General features: G+C 71.3%; 17 protein-coding genes. 6 read left to right on the top strand and 11 right to left on the bottom strand.

What is annotated here, in order from left to right:
• A partial coding sequence (locus B085_RS0136955) for a helix-turn-helix domain-containing protein (protein ID WP_018563335.1) occupies positions 1-353 on the bottom strand: 353 nt, incomplete at its 3' end.
• A gap of 384 nt (positions 354-737) precedes the next feature.
• On the bottom strand, positions 738-1,133 hold the full coding sequence (sodN, locus tag B085_RS0136950) for a superoxide dismutase, Ni (RefSeq protein WP_018563636.1): 396 nt from the start codon (positions 1,131-1,133) through the stop codon (positions 738-740).
• 139 nt (positions 1,134-1,272) lie between these two features.
• Here sodN and sodX point away from each other — a divergent pair, with 139 nt between their 5' ends.
• The gene (gene sodX, locus B085_RS47850; protein WP_078620231.1) at positions 1,273-1,707 is read left to right on the top strand and encodes a nickel-type superoxide dismutase maturation protease; all 435 of its coding nucleotides are present in this window, start codon (positions 1,273-1,275) and stop codon (positions 1,705-1,707) included.
• Here sodX and B085_RS0136945 read toward each other — a convergent pair.
• Positions 1,611-2,240 carry a CGNR zinc finger domain-containing protein gene (locus B085_RS0136945; protein WP_018563635.1) on the bottom strand — a complete coding sequence of 210 codons (630 nt, stop codon included), beginning with the start codon at positions 2,238-2,240 and terminating at the stop codon, positions 1,611-1,613. The two genes, sodX and B085_RS0136945, sit on opposite strands and share 97 nt — an antisense overlap.
• A 79-nt stretch (positions 2,241-2,319) precedes the next feature.
• On the opposite strand from B085_RS0136945, the gene B085_RS0136940 reads away from it, so the two are divergent.
• A complete protein-coding gene (locus B085_RS0136940) occupies positions 2,320-3,084 on the top strand; it encodes a class I SAM-dependent methyltransferase (protein ID WP_018563634.1) in 765 nt (254 codons plus the stop codon).
• Between the two features lie 68 nt (positions 3,085-3,152).
• On the opposite strand, the gene B085_RS0136935 is transcribed toward B085_RS0136940, so the two are convergent.
• The 3 genes from B085_RS0136935 to B085_RS0136925 are packed head-to-tail and all read right to left on the bottom strand — an operon-like array spanning position 3,153 to position 5,859.
• Entirely contained in the window at positions 3,153-3,941 is a 789-nt protein-coding gene (locus B085_RS0136935; protein ID WP_018563633.1) for an amino acid ABC transporter ATP-binding protein, read from the bottom strand.
• Positions 3,938-4,891, bottom strand: a complete 954-nt coding sequence (locus tag B085_RS0136930; RefSeq protein ID WP_018563632.1) for an amino acid ABC transporter permease — start codon at positions 4,889-4,891, stop codon at positions 3,938-3,940. Before B085_RS0136930 ends, B085_RS0136935 begins: the two co-directional genes overlap by 4 nt.
• A 26-nt stretch (positions 4,892-4,917) precedes the next feature.
• Positions 4,918-5,859, bottom strand: a complete 942-nt coding sequence (locus tag B085_RS0136925) for an ABC transporter substrate-binding protein (protein ID WP_018563631.1) — start codon at positions 5,857-5,859, stop codon at positions 4,918-4,920.
• A 496-nt stretch (positions 5,860-6,355) separates the two neighbouring features.
• Between B085_RS0136925 and B085_RS0136920 the strand changes: the two genes are divergently transcribed.
• Both B085_RS0136920 and B085_RS0136915 read left to right on the top strand, forming a co-directional pair.
• The gene (locus B085_RS0136920) at positions 6,356-7,603 is read left to right on the top strand and encodes an NAD(P)-dependent malic enzyme (protein WP_018563630.1); all 1,248 of its coding nucleotides are present in this window, start codon (positions 6,356-6,358) and stop codon (positions 7,601-7,603) included.
• A 133-nt stretch (positions 7,604-7,736) separates the two neighbouring features.
• Positions 7,737-8,699, top strand: a complete 963-nt coding sequence (locus B085_RS0136915; RefSeq protein WP_018563629.1) for a zinc-binding dehydrogenase — start codon at positions 7,737-7,739, stop codon at positions 8,697-8,699.
• Between the two features lie 9 nt (positions 8,700-8,708).
• On the opposite strand, the gene B085_RS44960 is transcribed toward B085_RS0136915, so the two are convergent.
• The 3 genes from B085_RS44960 to B085_RS0136900 form a co-directional block, all read right to left on the bottom strand.
• Complete coding sequence (locus B085_RS44960; protein WP_018563628.1) at positions 8,709-9,047, bottom strand: hypothetical protein; 339 nt, start codon at positions 9,045-9,047, stop codon at positions 8,709-8,711.
• Between the two features lie 87 nt (positions 9,048-9,134).
• Positions 9,135-10,037, bottom strand: coding sequence for a PadR family transcriptional regulator (locus B085_RS0136905; RefSeq protein ID WP_018563627.1), 903 nt, complete (start codon positions 10,035-10,037; stop codon positions 9,135-9,137).
• 1 nt (position 10,038) lies between these two features.
• The gene (locus tag B085_RS0136900; protein ID WP_018563626.1) at positions 10,039-10,908 is read right to left on the bottom strand and encodes a DUF4097 family beta strand repeat-containing protein; all 870 of its coding nucleotides are present in this window, start codon (positions 10,906-10,908) and stop codon (positions 10,039-10,041) included.
• A 258-nt stretch (positions 10,909-11,166) separates the two neighbouring features.
• On the opposite strand from B085_RS0136900, the gene B085_RS0136895 reads away from it, so the two are divergent.
• A complete protein-coding gene (locus B085_RS0136895) occupies positions 11,167-11,730 on the top strand; it encodes a DUF4232 domain-containing protein (RefSeq protein WP_158689905.1) in 564 nt (187 codons plus the stop codon).
• Between the two features lie 24 nt (positions 11,731-11,754).
• Here the strand turns inward: B085_RS0136895 and B085_RS0136890 are convergent, their stop codons facing one another.
• On the bottom strand, positions 11,755-11,934 hold the full coding sequence (locus B085_RS0136890; RefSeq protein WP_018563624.1) for a DUF6104 family protein: 180 nt from the start codon (positions 11,932-11,934) through the stop codon (positions 11,755-11,757).
• A gap of 294 nt (positions 11,935-12,228) precedes the next feature.
• Between B085_RS0136890 and B085_RS0136885 the strand changes: the two genes are divergently transcribed.
• Positions 12,229-12,516 carry a hypothetical protein gene (locus tag B085_RS0136885; protein WP_158689904.1) on the top strand — a complete coding sequence of 96 codons (288 nt, stop codon included), beginning with the start codon at positions 12,229-12,231 and terminating at the stop codon, positions 12,514-12,516.
• A 160-nt stretch (positions 12,517-12,676) separates the two neighbouring features.
• On the opposite strand, the gene B085_RS0136880 is transcribed toward B085_RS0136885, so the two are convergent.
• On the bottom strand, positions 12,677-16,546 hold the full coding sequence (locus B085_RS0136880; protein WP_051102255.1) for a multifunctional oxoglutarate decarboxylase/oxoglutarate dehydrogenase thiamine pyrophosphate-binding subunit/dihydrolipoyllysine-residue succinyltransferase subunit: 3,870 nt from the start codon (positions 16,544-16,546) through the stop codon (positions 12,677-12,679).
• Positions 16,547-16,578 lie beyond the last annotated feature (32 nt).

The raw sequence follows: 16,578 nt of genomic DNA, 5'->3' as shown, positions 1-16,578 counted from the left end.
AGGAGGGATTCGACGAGGGCGGTGACGTGTCGGCGGTCGGCTTCGGAGAGCTGCTGGACGCTGGCGATGAGGGTGGCGACCTCGGGGTCGGGGGTGGTGCCGGTGCCGTCCTCGACGTACAGGTGGATCCCGCAGGCCTCGGCCGCGGCCCGGCGTACCGCCTCCAACGGCAGTTCCAGGCCCCGTGACAGGCCCTCCAGCGTGGACTGCTGCGGCATCCGGGTCACCCGCGCGGTCGTGGCCAGGTGATGCACCGTCGACCGCGGGACACCACCGCGCCGTGCCACCTCGCCGTACGACCAGCCCCGCTGCTCCAGCCGGCGCTTGATCAGTTCCTGCAGTGCGTTCACCACGGGATGGATTCTTCCTGCTAGCACGTCGGTTGACCCGTCCGAGTGAGGCCGAGTCTACAGCGGCCCCACCCACCCGGCCCGGACCCACACCCTCCCACCTGCACCTTCACCCCGGGCCCCGGGAGCGGTTCCGCCACGGGGGCGAGTCCATCAAAACCGGGTCGCCCCGCACACGGACTTCCGCGGTTTTGCCCCCGCTCTTCCGCAGCGCGTGCGTCCGCGCGCGCGGGAGCGCGAGTGACGGCTCGGGACGGCGCGCCGGTACTCCGCGGAAGCGCCCCCGGGCCGTCACTTGCCTCCGGCCCGGGGGCGCATACGACCGCGCCCGGTCCGGGACGGCCCTCGCGGGGCCGCCCGGCCCGGGCGCGTATCGCCGACGGCAGGTCAGGCCTTCTTCGTCTCCTGGAAGATGGCGTCGATCTGGTCGATCAGGTCGAGCAGCTTCTGGCCGGTCGCCGGGTCGGTCGAGGCCTTGGCGGCGCTGCCCGCCTTCAGCGCGTCGTTGAAGAGCTGGTGCAGCTGCGGGTACTTCTCGAAGTGCGGGGCCTTGAAGTAGTCGCTCCACAGCACCGACAGGTGGTGCTTGACGAGCTCCGCGCGCTGCTCCTTGATGACGATGGCGCGGGCCCGGAAGTGCGGGTCCTCGTTGGCCTGGTACTTCTCCTGGACCGCCTTGACGGACTGCGCCTCGATGCGGGCCTGGGCCGGGTCGTAGACACCGCAGGGCAGGTCGCAGTGAGCGCTGACCTTGACCTTGGGCGCGAACAGGCGAGCGAGCATGACTGTCCTTCCTCGTGATCGTCTTTCCACCAGGGAGATTACTCCCCTGTCGAGTGGTTTTCTCGGGTGCCCCTTGGTGCTTAGGACAAAAGTCTGGTGTCACCCTGAGGCTGATGGAGGATGGAGAGGGAGGCCGAGCATGCGCGAGGCTTGGGCCGGGCAGAGGAGGAGCGTGCCGTACCAGCTGGTCGAGGTGACAGGGCCGTCGATGGTGCCGACGCTGCGGAACGGCGACTGGCTGCTGGTGCAGCACGTCAGGAGCGCCGCCGAGGTCCGCGAGGGCGACGTGGTGGTGCTGCGCCATCCGCTCCAGCAGGACCTGCTGATCGTCAAACGCGCCGTGGAGCGGCGCGAGGGCGGCTGGTGGGTGCTGGGTGACAACACCTTCGTGGAGAACGACAGCAGGGAGTTCGGCACCGTCCCGGACGAGCTGGTGCTCGCCCGGGGGCGGGGGCGCTTCCGGCCGCCGCGCGAGGTTCAGCGCTCGGTGGCGGGTGTGGCGGGCTGGCTGGCGTCCTGCGTCAGGCCGCTCAGGGCCGACCGCTCGTTCTCCAGGCGCTTGCGGGCGCGGTAGGCCGCGACGTTGGCGCGGGTCGCGCAGCGGTCCGAGCAGTAACGGCGGGACCGGTTGGTCGAGGTGTCGATGTAGGCGTTGCGGCACGTGGTGGCCTGGCAGATGCCGAGCCGGTCGACGCCGAGGTCGGTGAGCTGGAAGGCCAGGCCCATGCAGGCCGTCGCGGCGTACGAGGCGGTCGCCGTGGCCGCGTGCTCCGCGAGGTGCATGTGCCAGTCGGGCCGGCCGCTCTCGTCGAGGTACTCGTGGCCGGAGACCTGGGGGCTGACCGGGAACTCCAGCAGCAGCGCGTTCAGCAGGTCGACGGCGCGTACCTCGTCGCCCTCGGAGGCGGCCTCGAAGACGCCGCGCAGCCGGGTGCGGACGGTGCGCAGCCGCTGTACGTCGGCGTCGCCCGCGCGGCCCGCGGCCAGGCTGGACGGACCGAACAGCTCGCGTACGGCGTCGACCGAGGTCAGATTGTCGATGCCGCGTTCGGGCTCCTCGCTGTTCACCAGGCGCACGGCGTAGTCGGAGTAATAGGCGAGTTCCACTTGTAGTCCTTACGCGTGCGCTCTAAGGTCGGTAATGACTGCTCTTGCTCTAAGGGTATTACGACTGGAGGGGAACCGTATGTCCGACACCACCGCGGCGGAGACCGACTGGCAGGCCTGGCAGGACAGCTGGGACCGGCAGCAGGAGTGGTACCTGCCGGACCGCGAGGAACGGTTCCGGGTGATGCTCGACATGGTGGAGGCGCTGGCCGGCCCCGAGCCCCGCGTGCTGGACCTGGCCTGCGGCACCGGCAGCATCTCCGACCGGCTGCTGCGGCGCTTCCCGGGGGCCCGCTCGACCGGCGTCGACCTCGACCCGGCGCTGCTGACGATCGCCCGCGGCCACTTCGCCGGCGAGCACAGGATCGAGTTCGTCACCGCCGACCTGCGCGACCCGCACTGGCCGAGCGCGCTGCCGTACGACTCGTACGACGCCGTGCTGACCGCGACCGCCCTGCACTGGCTGAAGCCCGGGCCGCTGAAGGCCCTGTACGGGACGCTGGCCGGCCTGCTGCGCGACGGCGGGGTCTTCCTCAACGCCGACCACATGCCCGACGCCTCGACGCCGCGACTCAACGCGGCCGTGCGCGAGCTGGACCGGGCCCGCCGCGAGCGGCAGCGGGCGGCGGGCGGGCTGGACTGGGAGCAGTGGTGGGCCACCGCCAAGGCCGACCCGGTGCTGGCCGGTCCCACCGAGGAGCGGTTCGTGATCTACGGCTCCCACGCCGACGGCGACGAGCTGCCCCCGGCCTGGCACGCCGCGGCCCTGCGGGAGGCGGGCTTCGGGGAGGCGCGGGAGGTCTGGCGTTCGGTGTCGGATGCGATCGTCCTCGGGCTGAAGTGATCCGTACCCCGTCGCGGGGGAACGCGTGAGGGGCGGCGCCGACGGCGCCGCCCCTCACGCACGCGCGTTCAGAGGACCTTGGAGAGGAAGGCCTTGGTGCGGTCGTGCTGCGGGTCGGTGAGCACGTCGCGCGGGTGGCCGGTCTCGACGACGACGCCGTCGTCCATGAAGACCAGGGCGTCGCCGACCTCGCGGGCGAAGCCCATCTCGTGGGTGACCACGATCATCGTCATGCCGTCCTCGGCGAGGCCCCGCATGACGTCCAGGACGTCGCCCACCAGCTCGGGGTCGAGCGCGGAGGTGGGCTCGTCGAAGAGCATCAGCTTGGGCTCCATCGCCAGCGCGCGGGCGATGGCCACCCGCTGCTGCTGGCCGCCGGAGAGCTGGGCGGGGTAGTGCCCGGCCTTGTCGCGCAGGCCGACCCGGTCCAGCAGGGCCAGCGCCCGCTCGCGGGCCACCGCCTTGGCCTCCTTCTTCACCCGCACCGGGGCCTCGATCACGTTCTCGATCGCGGTCATGTGCGGGAAGAGGTTGAAGCGCTGGAAGACCATGCCGATGTCGCGGCGCTTGGCGGCGACCTCGCGGTCCTTGAGCTCGTAGAGCTTGTCGCCCTTCTGCCGGTAGCCGACCAGCTCGCCGTCGACCGAGAGCCGGCCGCTGCTGATCTTCTCCAGGTGGTTGATGCACCGCAGGAAGGTGGACTTGCCCGAGCCCGACGGGCCGATCAGGCAGAACACCTCACGCGGGGCGACCTCCAGGTCGATGCCCTTGAGGATGTGGGCCAGGCCGAAGTGCTTGTGCACCGCCTCGGCCTTGACCATCGGGTGGGCGCCGGTGCCCTTGCTGAAGTCGGTCATCGTGCCACCTCCGGGCGGCGGAAGGTGCCCAGGTTCTGCTTGATCCGCTGCCACGGGGTGGGCGGCAGGTTGCGGGTCGTCCCACGGGCGTAGCGGCGCTCCAGGTAGTACTGGCCGACCGAGAACACCGAGGTGAGGACCAGGTACCAGACCGCGGCGAGGAAGAGCATCTCCACGGTGGCACCGGTGGTGTTGCCGATGTCGGTGGTGGAGCGCAGCAGTTCGGCGTACTGGGCGGCCTGCGCGGCCAGCGACGAGGTCTTCAGCATGTTGATGAACTCGTTGCCGGTCGGCGGGACGATCACCCGCATCGCCTGCGGCAGCACCACACGGCGCAGGTTCTGGCCCTGGGTCATGCCCAGCGCGTGCGACGCCTCGGTCTGGCCCTCGTCGACGGACTGGATGCCCGCGCGCACGATCTCGGACATGTAGGCGGCCTCGTTCAGACCCAGGCCGAGCAGCGCGGCCATGAAGGGGGTCATGAACTGGTTCATCTCGTCCTTGTAGAAGCCGAGATTGATGACCGGGAAGATCAGCGCCAGGTTGAACCAGATCAGCAGCTGGACGTAGACCGGGGTGCCGCGGAAGAACCAGATGTAGCCCCAGGCCACCGAGGAGGTCACGGGGTTCTTGGACAGCCGCATCACCGCGAGGACGATGCCCAGGCCCAGGCCCAGCGCCATCGACACCACGGTGATGACGACCGTGTTCCGCAGGCCCTTGAGGACCGCGGAGTCGAACAGGAAGTCCGGGATCGCCCCGTAGTTCACGTTCGCGCTGGCGAACGCGTTGACCAGCAGGCCGAGCACGGCGAGCACCAGGATCGCCGAGATCCAGCGACCGTAGTGCCGGACGGGGATCGCCTTGATGGCCTCCGGGCGGGAGGCGGCGGCGGCGGGCGGGGTCCCGGCCGGGGTGCCGGCCGGGACCTTGTCATTCGCTTCGGACATGGAGGAAAGCCTCTTGCTGTCGTGACTCAGGAGCCGCCGTTGATCTTGGCCTCGGTGACGGCACCGTCGGTGACGCCCCACTTCTCCAGCACCTTGGTGTAGGAGCCGTCCTTGATGACGGCGGTCAGCGCGGCCTGCAGCGCGTCGCGCAGCTCGGTGTTGGTCTTGGCGACCGCGATGCCGTACGGGCCGGCCTCGACCTGCTCGCCGGCGAGCTCGAAGTCGTTGCCGCCGCCGGAGGTCTTCACCGCGTACGCGGCGACCGGGAAGTCGGAGACGTCGGCGACGACGCCGCCGGCCTTCAGGCGGGTCTGGGCCTCGGTGTCGGTGTCGAAGGCCTGGATCGACATCGGCTTGTCGCACTTCTGGGCCTTGAGCAGGTCCTGCGAGGTGGTGCCGCGCTGCACGGCGACCTTCTTGCCGCACAGGTCCGCGAGGGACTTGACGCCCTCGGGGTTGCCCTTCTTCACGATGATCGAGGAGCCCGCGGTGAAGTAGTCCACGAAGTCGACGCCCTCGCCGACCTTCTTGCCGGTGGAGGAGTCGACGCCCTCCTGGCGGTCCTTCGTGTCGCTCATCGCGGACATGACCATGTCGTAGCGCTTGGCGCGCAGACCGGTCAGCAGGGTGTCGAAGGTGCCGTTGTTGAACTCGACCTTCACACCGAGCTGCTTGGCCATGGCGTCGGCCAGGTCGGGGTCGATGCCGACGTTCTTGCCGTCCTTGACGAACTCCACCGGCGGGTACGCGATGTCCGAGCCGACCTTGAGCACGCCCGCCGACTGCACCGACTTCGGAAGCTTGGCGAAGAGGGGCGCCTTGGACGCGTCGCTCGAAGCGGACGGGGAGCCGCCCTTCTCCGTCTGGTCGCCGCAGCCGGTGAGGGCAAGGGCACCGGCGACCGCGATCGCCGCGACCGCGGCGAAGCGGCTCGTCACGGTCGAGCGACGGGTGGTACGTGCGGTCATGCTGGTTCCTCCTGCGGGAGTCCTGGGAGCAGGCGATTTTCCGGGCACACGCGTTCGGGTGTCGCGTACGCGTGTGATCTCCGCATCTTGCCATCCGGACACGTCCTCATGGGGGTCCGGATGTGTCAAAATCGCATAACGGGCGATCCCCTGGCCCCCACCAGGCCGGTACACCAAGGCCGGATCGTGGTGGGGCCGTGCTGCAAAGTTGCGTGCATCACTTTCCTTGTCCCGCTATTCGGACGACTTGTTGCGTTGTGCGCAGAAGGTCCCGATGTGCGAAGCCGTGGTGCGGCGAACAGACTCGGCAGCGGAATCCGTCTTCCGGTACAACGGACCCTCACCCCTCACCGGGGGCCCCTCGGCGTGCGTGCGGCGCGCCCGGCCTCCGTCGCACCCGGGACCACTCGAGTCCGGGTGTGCGGAAGCCAAGCCCACCCACCCCCTGTTGTAGGGGGTAGTACCCTCATAGACAATTCGGACAAAGGGGTCAACAGTGGCAGCGGAGATTGTCAATCCTCGGACCGACAGCACCGACAGCACCGACAGCACCGAACGCGCGGAGAGCACCGACGGCGACGGCCCGGACAGCCCCGTGGACCCGGTGTTCGCCCTCCACCGCGGCGGCAAGATGGAGGTGACCGCGACCGTCCCGGTCCGGAACGCCGACGACCTGTCGCTCGCCTACACACCGGGTGTCGCCCGGGTGTGCACCGCCATCGCCGAGCAGCCCGAGCTGGTCCACGACTACACGTGGAAGTCCCAGGTCGTCGCGGTGGTCACGGACGGCACGGCGGTGCTGGGCCTCGGTGACATCGGCCCGGAGGCGTCGCTGCCGGTGATGGAGGGCAAGGCGATCCTGTTCAAGCAGTTCGGCGGTGTGGACGCGGTCCCGATCGCGCTCGCCACCACCGACGTGGACGAGATCGTCGACACCGTCGTGCGCCTCGCCCCGTCCTTCGGCGGAGTGAACCTCGAGGACATCTCCGCCCCCCGCTGCTTCGAGATCGAGCGCAAGCTGCAGGAGCGCCTGGACATCCCGGTCTTCCACGACGACCAGCACGGCACGGCCGTCGTCACGCTCGCCGCGCTGCGCAACGCCACCCGGCTGACCGGCCGCGCGTTGGGCGAACTGCGCGCGGTGATCTCCGGGGCCGGCGCCGCCGGCGTCGCCATCGCCAAGATCCTCGTCGAGGCCGGCATCGGCGACGTCGCCGTCACCGACCGCAAGGGCGTGGTGCACGCCGGTCGCCAGGACCTGAACGCCGCCAAGCGCGAGCTCGCCACGTACACCAACCGGGCCGGGCTCACCGGCACCCTGGAGGAGGCGCTGGCGGGCGCGGACGTCTTCATCGGCGTCTCCGGCGGCACCGTGCCGGAGGAGGCCGTCGCCACCATGGCCAAGGGCTGCTTCATCTTCGCGATGGCCAACCCCACCCCGGAGATCCACCCCGAGGTGGCGCACCGGTACGCGGCCGTCGTCGCCACCGGGCGCAGCGACTTCCCGAACCAGATCAACAACGTGCTCGCCTTCCCCGGCATCTTCTCGGGGGCGCTGCAGGTGCGGGCCTCCCGCATCACCGAGGGCATGAAGATCGCCGCCGCCGAGGCGCTGGCAGCGGTCGTGGACGGCGAGTTGTCCGCCGACTGCGTGATCCCCTCGCCGTTCGACGAGCGCGTGGCCCCCGCAGTCTCCGCCGCCGTGGCCGCGGCCGCCCGGGCCGAGGGCGTCGCGCGCCGCTGAGCGCCGCGGCACGCCCGCTGACCACGCCGTCGCGCGGCGCGGTGCCCGCCGGTCGGGGGCACCGCGCCGCGCGGCGCGTGTCACATCCCCGCGCGGTTACGCCGGGGCGCCGTGCGGCGCTAGCGTCAAGGCCATGTTCGCTGCCTACGCCGCCCGAATCGACCGCGACCAGCCGCTGAACGGCCTCGAACTCGGGGAGCGCCCCGAGCCGGAGGCACGGCCCGGCTGGAGCACCGTCACCGTCAAGGCCGCCTCCCTCAACCACCACGACCTGTGGTCGCTGCGCGGTGTGGGGCTCGGCGAGGAGAGCCTGCCGATGATCCTCGGCTGCGACGCCGCGGGGATCGACGAGCACGGCAACGAGGTCGTCGTCTTTCCCGTCGTCGGCCTGAGCGGGCACGGCGTCGGCCCCGACGAGCCGCGCAGCATCCTCACCGAGAAGTACCAGGGCACCTTCGCCGAGAAGGTCTCCGTACCCACCTGGAACCTGGTGCCCAAGCCGAAGGAGCTGTCCTTCGAGGAGGCCGCCTGCCTGCCCACCGCCTGGCTGACCGCCTACCGGATGCTCTTCACCAACGCGGGTGTGCGCCCCGGCGACTCCGTACTCGTCCAGGGCGCCGGCGGCGGTGTCGCCACGGCCGCCATCGTGCTGGCCAAGGCCGCGGGCCTGCGGGTCTTCGCCACCAGCCGCGACGAGGCCAAGCGCAAGCGCGCCGAGGATCTCGGTGCCGACGCCGCCTTCGAGCCGGGCGCCCGGCTGCCGCAGCGTGTGGACGCGGTCATCGAGACCGTCGGCGCCGCGACCTGGTCCCACTCGGTCAAGTCGCTGCGCCCCGGCGGCACGCTGGTGATCTCCGGCGCCACCTCGGGGCCGAACCCGAAGGCCGCGGAGCTGAACCGGATCTTCTTCCTGGAGCTCAAGGTCGTCGGTTCGACCATGGGCACCAAGGACGAGCTGGCGGACCTGCTGAGCTTCTGCGCGCTCACCGGGGTGCGGCCCGTCGTCGACACGGTGCTGCCGCTGGACCGCGCCCGCGAGGGCTTCGCCAAGATGGCGGACGGCGACCTGTTCGGGAAGGTCGTCCTGACGGTCTGAGGCCCGGCGCTACGGGCGTTCGTCCCACCGGGTGAGGAAGCCGCACGTCAGTGTGAACAGCAGGACGGCGGCGCCGAGGGCGTCGCCGTCCGTCACCGAGAAGGCGGTCGTCAGGGCCGCCAGGGCGGCGACACCGACGCACGCCTGCCCCGAGCCCCACAGGGCCGGGCGTAGCACGCGCCGTGCGCGGAGGCCGAGCACGCGACCGGTGCCGAGGGCGAGCACGCCCGAGAGGGCGGCCCACAGCGCGAGGAGGCAGCGCAGGGCCGAGAACGCGATCTTCAGGGGTGGATCGTGCTCCCGCGCGTGCCCCGGCGCCAGAGGGGTGTGGAGGGCCTCGGCCGTCACGGCGCCCGCGCCCCGGGCCGGGCCCCTGACGCCGGCGTCAGGGGCCCGGCCCGGGCGGTGGGGCCTTCGCCGGTCCGGGCTCCGCGGTCAGTCCCGGTCCTTGCGCCCGCCGCGCAGCACGACGCCGATGTGGGCCGCCGCCGTGGACAGATGGCGGCGCACCTCGCGCAGCTGCTCCGCGTCCACGCCGTTGTCGCGGGCGGCGTCGCGCACGTCGTCACGGAAGCGGTCCAGCAGGCGTTCCAGGTCGCGGGCCGGGTCCTCGGTCACGGCGGCCTCCTCCGCACCCCACTCGGGCGTCTGCGCGGGTTCCGGCTTCACGTACGGCGGCCAGGTGGACGTACGGCCGAACTGGCCCAGCTCCCGGGTGAGTTCCGCCAGCCCCTCGCGGACGCCGGTCTGCCAGTCGCCGCGCCGGACGTGGTCCTGGACCTCCTCGTGGACGCGGCGCGCGATGCGCTGCACCTCGTCCCGGGCGGCGTCCTGGGCCTCGCGCGCGGCGCGCTTGGCGGTGCGGGCCTCCTCGCGGGCCTGCCGGATCTCCTCCTTCGAGCGGCGCATCTGCTCCTTCCAGTCCGCCGGGGAGGACTTGGGCTGGTTGCGCGAGGCCTGCTGGGCGGCCGCCCGGATCTCGCGCCGCAGGTCGCCCGCCGCGCCGCGCACGTCCTCGCGGATCTCGGCGGCGAGCGTGGACACGGAGTCGCGGATCTCGTTCTCCAGATCGGCGATCTCGTCGCTGCGGGAGGCGAGTTCGGCGCGGCCCGCGTCGGTGATCGAGTACACCTTGCGGCCGCCCTCGGTGGAGTGGGTGACCAGGCCCTCCTTCTCCAGCTTGGCCAGCCGCGGGTAGACGGTGCCGGCGGAGGGGGCGTACAGCCCGTGGAAGCGCTCCTCCAGCAGCCGGATCACCTCGTAGCCGTGGCGGGGAGCCTCGTCCAGCAGCTTGAGCAGGTAGAGGCGCAGCCGGCCGTGGGCGAAGACGGGGGCCATCTCAGACGTCCTTCCGGAACGGGTCCGTGTCCGCGGGTCCGTGGTCCTGCTGCGGCGGGCGGCGCAGCAGCGCGATCGCGCCCGACACCGTGGTGGCCTTCAGCCGGGAGCCGCCGGATCCCATCCGGCCGGAGATCCGCTTGGCCCCCCACTGCCCGCTGACCCGCAGCTCGTCGAAGGCGCAGGAGACGTCACCGCTGGTGGTGTTGGCGTCCACCTCGGCGTCCCCGGGGTCGGGGATGCGGATCGCGATCTCCCCGGAGACGGAGGTCAGCCGGACGTCGGCCCCGCTGCGCGGGTCCAGGTCGAGCACCATGTTGCCGCTGACGGAGTCGGCCTTGACGGTGGCGCCGCTGCCCTCGACCACGGTCAGGTCGCCGGAGACGGTGTTGACCCGCAGATCGCCGGAGACCGCCTGGGCCTCCACGTTCCCCGCGACCGTCTCGGCGGTCACCGGGCCGGCCTGGCCGACGAGCGTGATGTCGCCGTTGACGCCCCGCACGGCGGTGCGGTCGGAGATCCCGGAGACCACGGCGCTGGCCCCGACCACGCCGACCGACACGTTGGTGCGCTGCGGGACCGCGAGCGAGACGACGGCGTGCCGCCGCCAGCCCTTGCGGTCGAGCCACTTGAGCAGGCCCTTCCACGGCAGGTCCTCGTAAGTGACGGTGAGTGTGCCGCCCTCGTGCGAGACGATCAGCGGCGGGCCGTCGAGCTCGCTCACCTCCAGCCGCGCCGGGCCCTCGTCGACGCCGACCACGTTGACGGCGCCGTTGACGACCCGGACGTGCAGGGTGTCGACGCTCCCGTCGAAGACCATCTTGTGCGGCTCGGTGACCGTCCACTCCCGTGAGCCGGGGGTTCCGCTCATTTCGCCCCTCCTTGGGGTCACCCGGGCGCACCGGGGCAACGACGACAACGCAACATATCGCGTCTCTCCGAGAGACACGATATATCGCGTGGATCGGAAGTCAAGGGAGCGCCGTGCGCGCCCGGTGGCGGCCCGCAGTGGATCGCCGCCTCCGTACGGCCGGTTGTACGGCGTACGGGTGAGCTCCTTCCCGCCGGACGCGACGTCGTGCGCGCCGCGACCGGCCGCATGGGGCACCGGATGATGTGCTCGACCCCCATGCGCCCCCGCACCGCTCCGTCCGCCACCGTCCTGCTCCTCACGGGCCTCGCCCTCGCCGCCTGCGGGACCCGTGCCGACAGCGGCGCGCCCGCCGCCGAGGTGAGCCCCGCGCCCGCCCGGGTGGGCGTCTGCACGGCCGGCACGACCGCCGTGCGCTTCGTGGCCGCGGCCGTCCACGCGACCGCCTCGCAGCCCGCGGTCGCCCGGGTCGAGGTCACCAACACCTCGGGCGCCCCCTGCACGCTGACCGGCGCCACACGCCTCACCGCGAGGGACGACCAGGGCAAGGCCGCACCGGTCGAGACCGACAACTCCGCCGCCGGCACCGGGGCCGTCGACCTCCGCCCCCGCGCCACGGCCGTCGCCGACGTCGGGTACACCGACCTCGACTTCGAGGGCACCGCCTCGGCACGCGAGGTCTGCCCCGTCCAGGCCTCCCGGGTGGAGATCGCGCTCCCCGGCGACGTGGCCCGTACCGTCGAGGTCACCGGCGCCGACGGCGCCCCGGCCGTCTTCAGCGTCTGCGGCGACGGGGTCCGGTTCGGCGCCTTCCGCGCCTGAACCCGGTGGTCCCGCCGCTCGCGGCTACTCGTCCTCGTCGTCGTCCAGCCGGGCCAGCCACGTCGCCAGCCGCTCCACAGGGATCTCGAACTCCGGGTTGAGGTCGACGAACTCCCGCAGCCGCTCGGCGAGCCACTCGAAGGTGACCTCCTCCTCGCCGCGCCGGTTCGCCAGTTCCTCGATGCCGCGGTCGGTGAAGTACAAGGGGTGCTCCGGAACACTCGGTCGGACGTTTCGCCCGGTCAGGATAGGCGGAATCGGGATTCTCCCGTGCAATGGCCCGCACGGCGATCACCTCATCATGCGACATCGCTTGGGGCGGAGGGTCCGACGGGGGAGCGAGCACGGCCGATCCGGCCGCCGGACGGCACGGAGATGTCGCGGTCGACCTCGGCCGGGCCGTCGTCGTCCCGCGACGTGGGGCGCCGTGGCGCCCCTACCTCCCCTGAGAGGCGCCGGCAGCGGCTCACCGGCGCGGACCGGTCGCAGTCACCGCGCATGGCGCAGGTGGGGAGCGTGCTCGCCCGGCGCGAGATCGACGCGGGGGCCGACGGGGCGGTGCCGGTGCTCTGTCTCCCCGTCGGCGACGGCGCCGGCTGCGTCGCCGCCGGGGTCGCCCCGGACAGCGGCCGCGCGGTTGCGGTGCGGCGCTCCGACTGCCATCCCCCGGAGCGGTGCGTCGAGGACTGCGACGTCTGTTGCGCCCGCATAGCCGCAGTCCTCGCCCCGCCCGGGACCGCGGTCGGCGGTGGGTACGTGAACTCCCGCAGCATTCGCACGAGTTGAGGATCGAACTCGGCCCCGAACACCCGCACACGGTGTCCGTGCGCCGCTGTGCCCGGCCCTACCGGGACTTCGCACCACAGCCCATCTGACCCCGCGCAAGGGCAGGGGCCCCGCACTCGGTGAGTGCGGGGCCCCTCCCGTGGTGTCGCTCAGTGGTGCCTCAGAGCTCGAAGACCTCGTGCACCAGCTGCTCCTGCTCCTGCTGGTGCCGCTTGGCCGAACCGACCGCCGGCGACGAGGAGGACGGACGCGAGACACGACGCAGCCGGTCGGCGTTGTCGGGCGCGGCGCCGAGCACCAGGTCGAGGTGGTCGATCAGGTTGAGGGCGATGAACGGCCAGGCACCCTGGTTGGCCGGCTCGTCCTGGGCCCAGACGTACTTCTGGGCCTTGGTGAACGGGGCCAGGGCGGCCTGGATCTCCGGACCCGGCAGCGGGTAGAGGCGCTCGATGCGGATGAGGGCGGTGTCGAAGGCACCGCGCTTCTCGCGCTCGGCGACGAGGTCGTAGTAGACCTTGCCGGAGCAGAAGACGACCTTGCGGACGTCCTCGGGCCTGCCGGCTCCGGAGGCGAAGTGCGGGTCGTCGATGACCGGCTGGAACTGGCCGGAGGTGAACTCCTCCGTCCGCGAGGTCGCCGCCTTCAGGCGCAGCATCGACTTCGGGGTGAAGACGATGAGCGGCTTGTGGTGCGGGTTGTGGACCTGCCACCGCAGGAGGTGGAAGTAGTTCGCCGGGGTGGTCGGGACCGCGACCGTCATGTTGTTCTGCGCGCACAGCTGCAGGAAGCGCTCGATGCGGGCGGAGGAGTGGTCCGGGCCCTGGCCCTCGTAGCCGTGCGGCAGCAGCAGGGTGACGCCCGAGGTCTGGCCCCACTTCTGCTCGGCCGAGCTGATGAACTCGTCGACGACGGTCTGCGCGCCGTTGACGAAGTCGCCGAACTGGGCCTCCCAGGCCACCAGCGCGTCCGGGCGGGCCAGCGAGTAGCCGTACTCGAAGCCCATCGCCGCGTACTCGCTGAGCAGCGAGTCGTAGACGTTGTAGCGCGCCTGGTCCTCGGACAGGTACAGCAGCGGGGTGTAGTCCTCGCCGGTCTCCCGGTCGACCAGGACGGCGTGCCGCTGGCCGAAGGTGCCGCGGCGGGAGTCCTGGCCGGCGAGGCGGACGGGGGTTCCCTCCATCAGCAGGGAGCCGATGGCGAGGGTCTCGCCCATCGCCCAGTCGATGGTGTCGTCCTCGACCATGGCCGCGCGGCGCTGCAGCTGCGGCATCAGACGCGGGTGGACGGTGATCCGCTCCGGGATGTTGACCTGCGAGGCGGCGATCCGCTTCACGGTCTCCTGGCTGATCGCGGTGCCCACCGGGACGGGGAACTCGGGACCGGCGGCCTGGGTCTCCTCCTGCTGCGAGGCGGCCGGCGCGGTCGCCTCGCGGACCTCGGTGAAGACCTTCTCCAGCTGGCCCTGGTAGTCCTGCAGGACCTGCTCGGCCTCTTCCAGGGTGATGTCGCCGCGACCGATCAGGGATTCGGTGTAGAGCTTGCGCACCGAGCGCTTCTTGTCGATCAGGTCGTACATCAGCGGCTGGGTGAAGGACGGGTTGTCGGCCTCGTTGTGACCGCGGCGGCGGTAGCAGATGAGGTCGATGACGACGTCCTTGTTGAACGCCTGGCGGAACTCGAAGGCGAGCCGCGCGACGCGGACCACGGCCTCCGGGTCGTCGCCGTTCACGTGGAAGATCGGCGCCTCGATCATGCGCGCGACGTCGGTGCTGTACATCGACGAGCGCGAGGACTCCGGGGCGGCGGTGAAGCCGACCTGGTTGTTGATCACCACGTGCACGGTGCCGCCGGTGCGGTAGCCGCGCAGCTGCGACATGTTCAGGGTCTCCGCCACGACGCCCTGGCCGGCGAAGGCCGCGTCGCCGTGGAGCACGACGGGCATGACGGTGAAGTCCGTGCCGCCCTTGCCGATGACGTCCTGCTTGGCGCGGGCGATGCCCTCGACGATCGGGTCGACCGCCTCCAGGTGCGAGGGGTTGGCGGCCAGCGAGACGGTGATCTGCTCGCCGTCCAGACCGGTGAAGGTGCCCTGGGCGCCCAGGTGGTACTTCACGTCGCCGGAGCCGTGCATCGACTTCGGGTCGAGGTTGCCCTCGAACTCGCGGAAGATCTGCGCGTACGACTTGCCGACGATGTTGGCGAGCACGTTCAGCCGCCCGCGGTGGGCCATGCCGATGACGACCTCGTCCAGACGCGACTCGGCGGCCGCGTCGATGACGGCGTCGAGCAGCGGGATGACGGACTCGCCGCCCTCCAGCGAGAAGCGCTTCTGGCCGACGTACTTGGTCTGCAGGAAGGTCTCGAAGGCCTCGGCGGCGTTCAGGCGGCGCAGGATGCGCAGCTGCTCGTCGCGCTCGGGCTTGGTGTGCGAGCGCTCGACGCGGTCCTGGATCCACTTGCGCTGCAGCGGGTCCTGGATGTGCATGAACTCGATGCCGACGGTGCGGCAGTACGAGTCGCGCAGCACGCCGAGGATGTCGCGCAGCTTCATCAGCGACTTGCCGGCGAAGCCGCCGACGGCGAAGTCGCGCTCCAGGTCCCACAGGGTGAGCCCGTGCTCGGTGATGTCCAGGTCGGGGTGCTTGCGCTGCTTGTACTCCAGCGGGTCGGTGTCGGCCATGACGTGGCCGCGGACCCGGTAGGAGTGGATCAGCTCGAAGACGCGGGCGGCCTTGGTGACGTCGTCGTCGTGGCTAGCGTCGATGTCCTTGAGCCAGCGGACCGGCTCGTAGGGGATGCGCAGCGCCTTGAAGATGTCGTCGAAGAAGTTGTTCTCGCCCAGCAGCAGCTGGTTCATGATGCGCAGGAACTCGCCGGACGCGGCACCCTGGATGACCCGGTGGTCGTAGGTGCTGGTCAGCGTCATGACCTTGGAGATGCCCAGCTTGTTCAGGGTGTCCTGGGAGGTGCCCTGGAACTCGGCGGGGTAGTCCATCGAGCCGACGCCGAGGATCACCGACTGGCCGGGCATCAGGCGCGGCACCGAGTGGACGGTGCCGATGCCGCCGGGGTTGGTCAGCGAGACGGTCACACCGGAGAAGTCGTCCATCGTCAGCTTGCCGACGCGGGCGCGGCGGACGATGTCCTCGTAGGCCTGCCAGAACTCGAAGAAGTTGAGGGTCTCGGCCTTCTTGATGGCCGCGACGACCAGCTGGCGGTCGCCGTTGGGCTTGACCAGGTCGATGGCCAGGCCCAGGTTGACGTGGTCGGGCTTGACCAGCGTCGGCTTGCCGTCCTTCTCCGCGAACGACCAGTTCATCGCGGGCATGATCTTCAGCGCCTGCACCATGGCGTAGCCGATGATGTGGGTGAAGGAGACCTTGCCGCCACGGGCGCGCTTGAGGTGGTTGTTGATGACGATGCGGTTGTCGAACAGCAGCTTCACCGGGATGGCGCGCACGGACGTGGCCGTGGGCAGCTCCAGCGAGGCGTTCATGTTCTTCGCCACGGCCGCGGACGGGCCGCGCAGCGTCACGTACTCCGGGCCCTTGGGCGCCTCGGTGGCCGGGGCGGCCTTCGCGGCCGGCTGCGGCTGCGCCGGGGTGGGCTTCTCGGCGACGGGCTTCGCCGGAGCCGGGGCCGGAGCCTGGGCGGCGGGCGCGACCGGCGCGGGGGCCGGGGCCTGGGCGGCCGGGGCCGGCACGGCGGCGGGCGTCACGGGCGGCGCGACCGGTGCTGCGGCAGCGGGTGCGGCCGGTGCGGCCGGCGGCGCTGCGGGGGCCGGCTGAGGCCGGCCCGAGGCGACTGCGGAACCCGTATCCGCTCCCGGCTTGTAATCGGCGAAGAAGTCCCACCAGGCTCGGTCGACCGAGTTCGGGTCCTGGAGGTACTGCTGGTAGATCTCATCGACAAGCCACTCGTTAGGCCCGAATCCCGCGGCAGGGCCCTGGCCCTGCCCATCGGTTTCGGTCCCGGGGGTACCACCCGACCGGAGGTCGGGGGAGCTCGAGCTACTGGGGTGTGGCGACACGGCGGCAACCGCCCTCTTCCGCTTCACAAGGT

Source organism: Streptomyces sp. BoleA5, from assembly GCF_000373665.1.
GTDB lineage: Bacteria > Actinomycetota > Actinomycetes > Streptomycetales > Streptomycetaceae > Actinacidiphila.
This window is presented reverse-complemented; position numbering and strand designations above follow the sequence as displayed.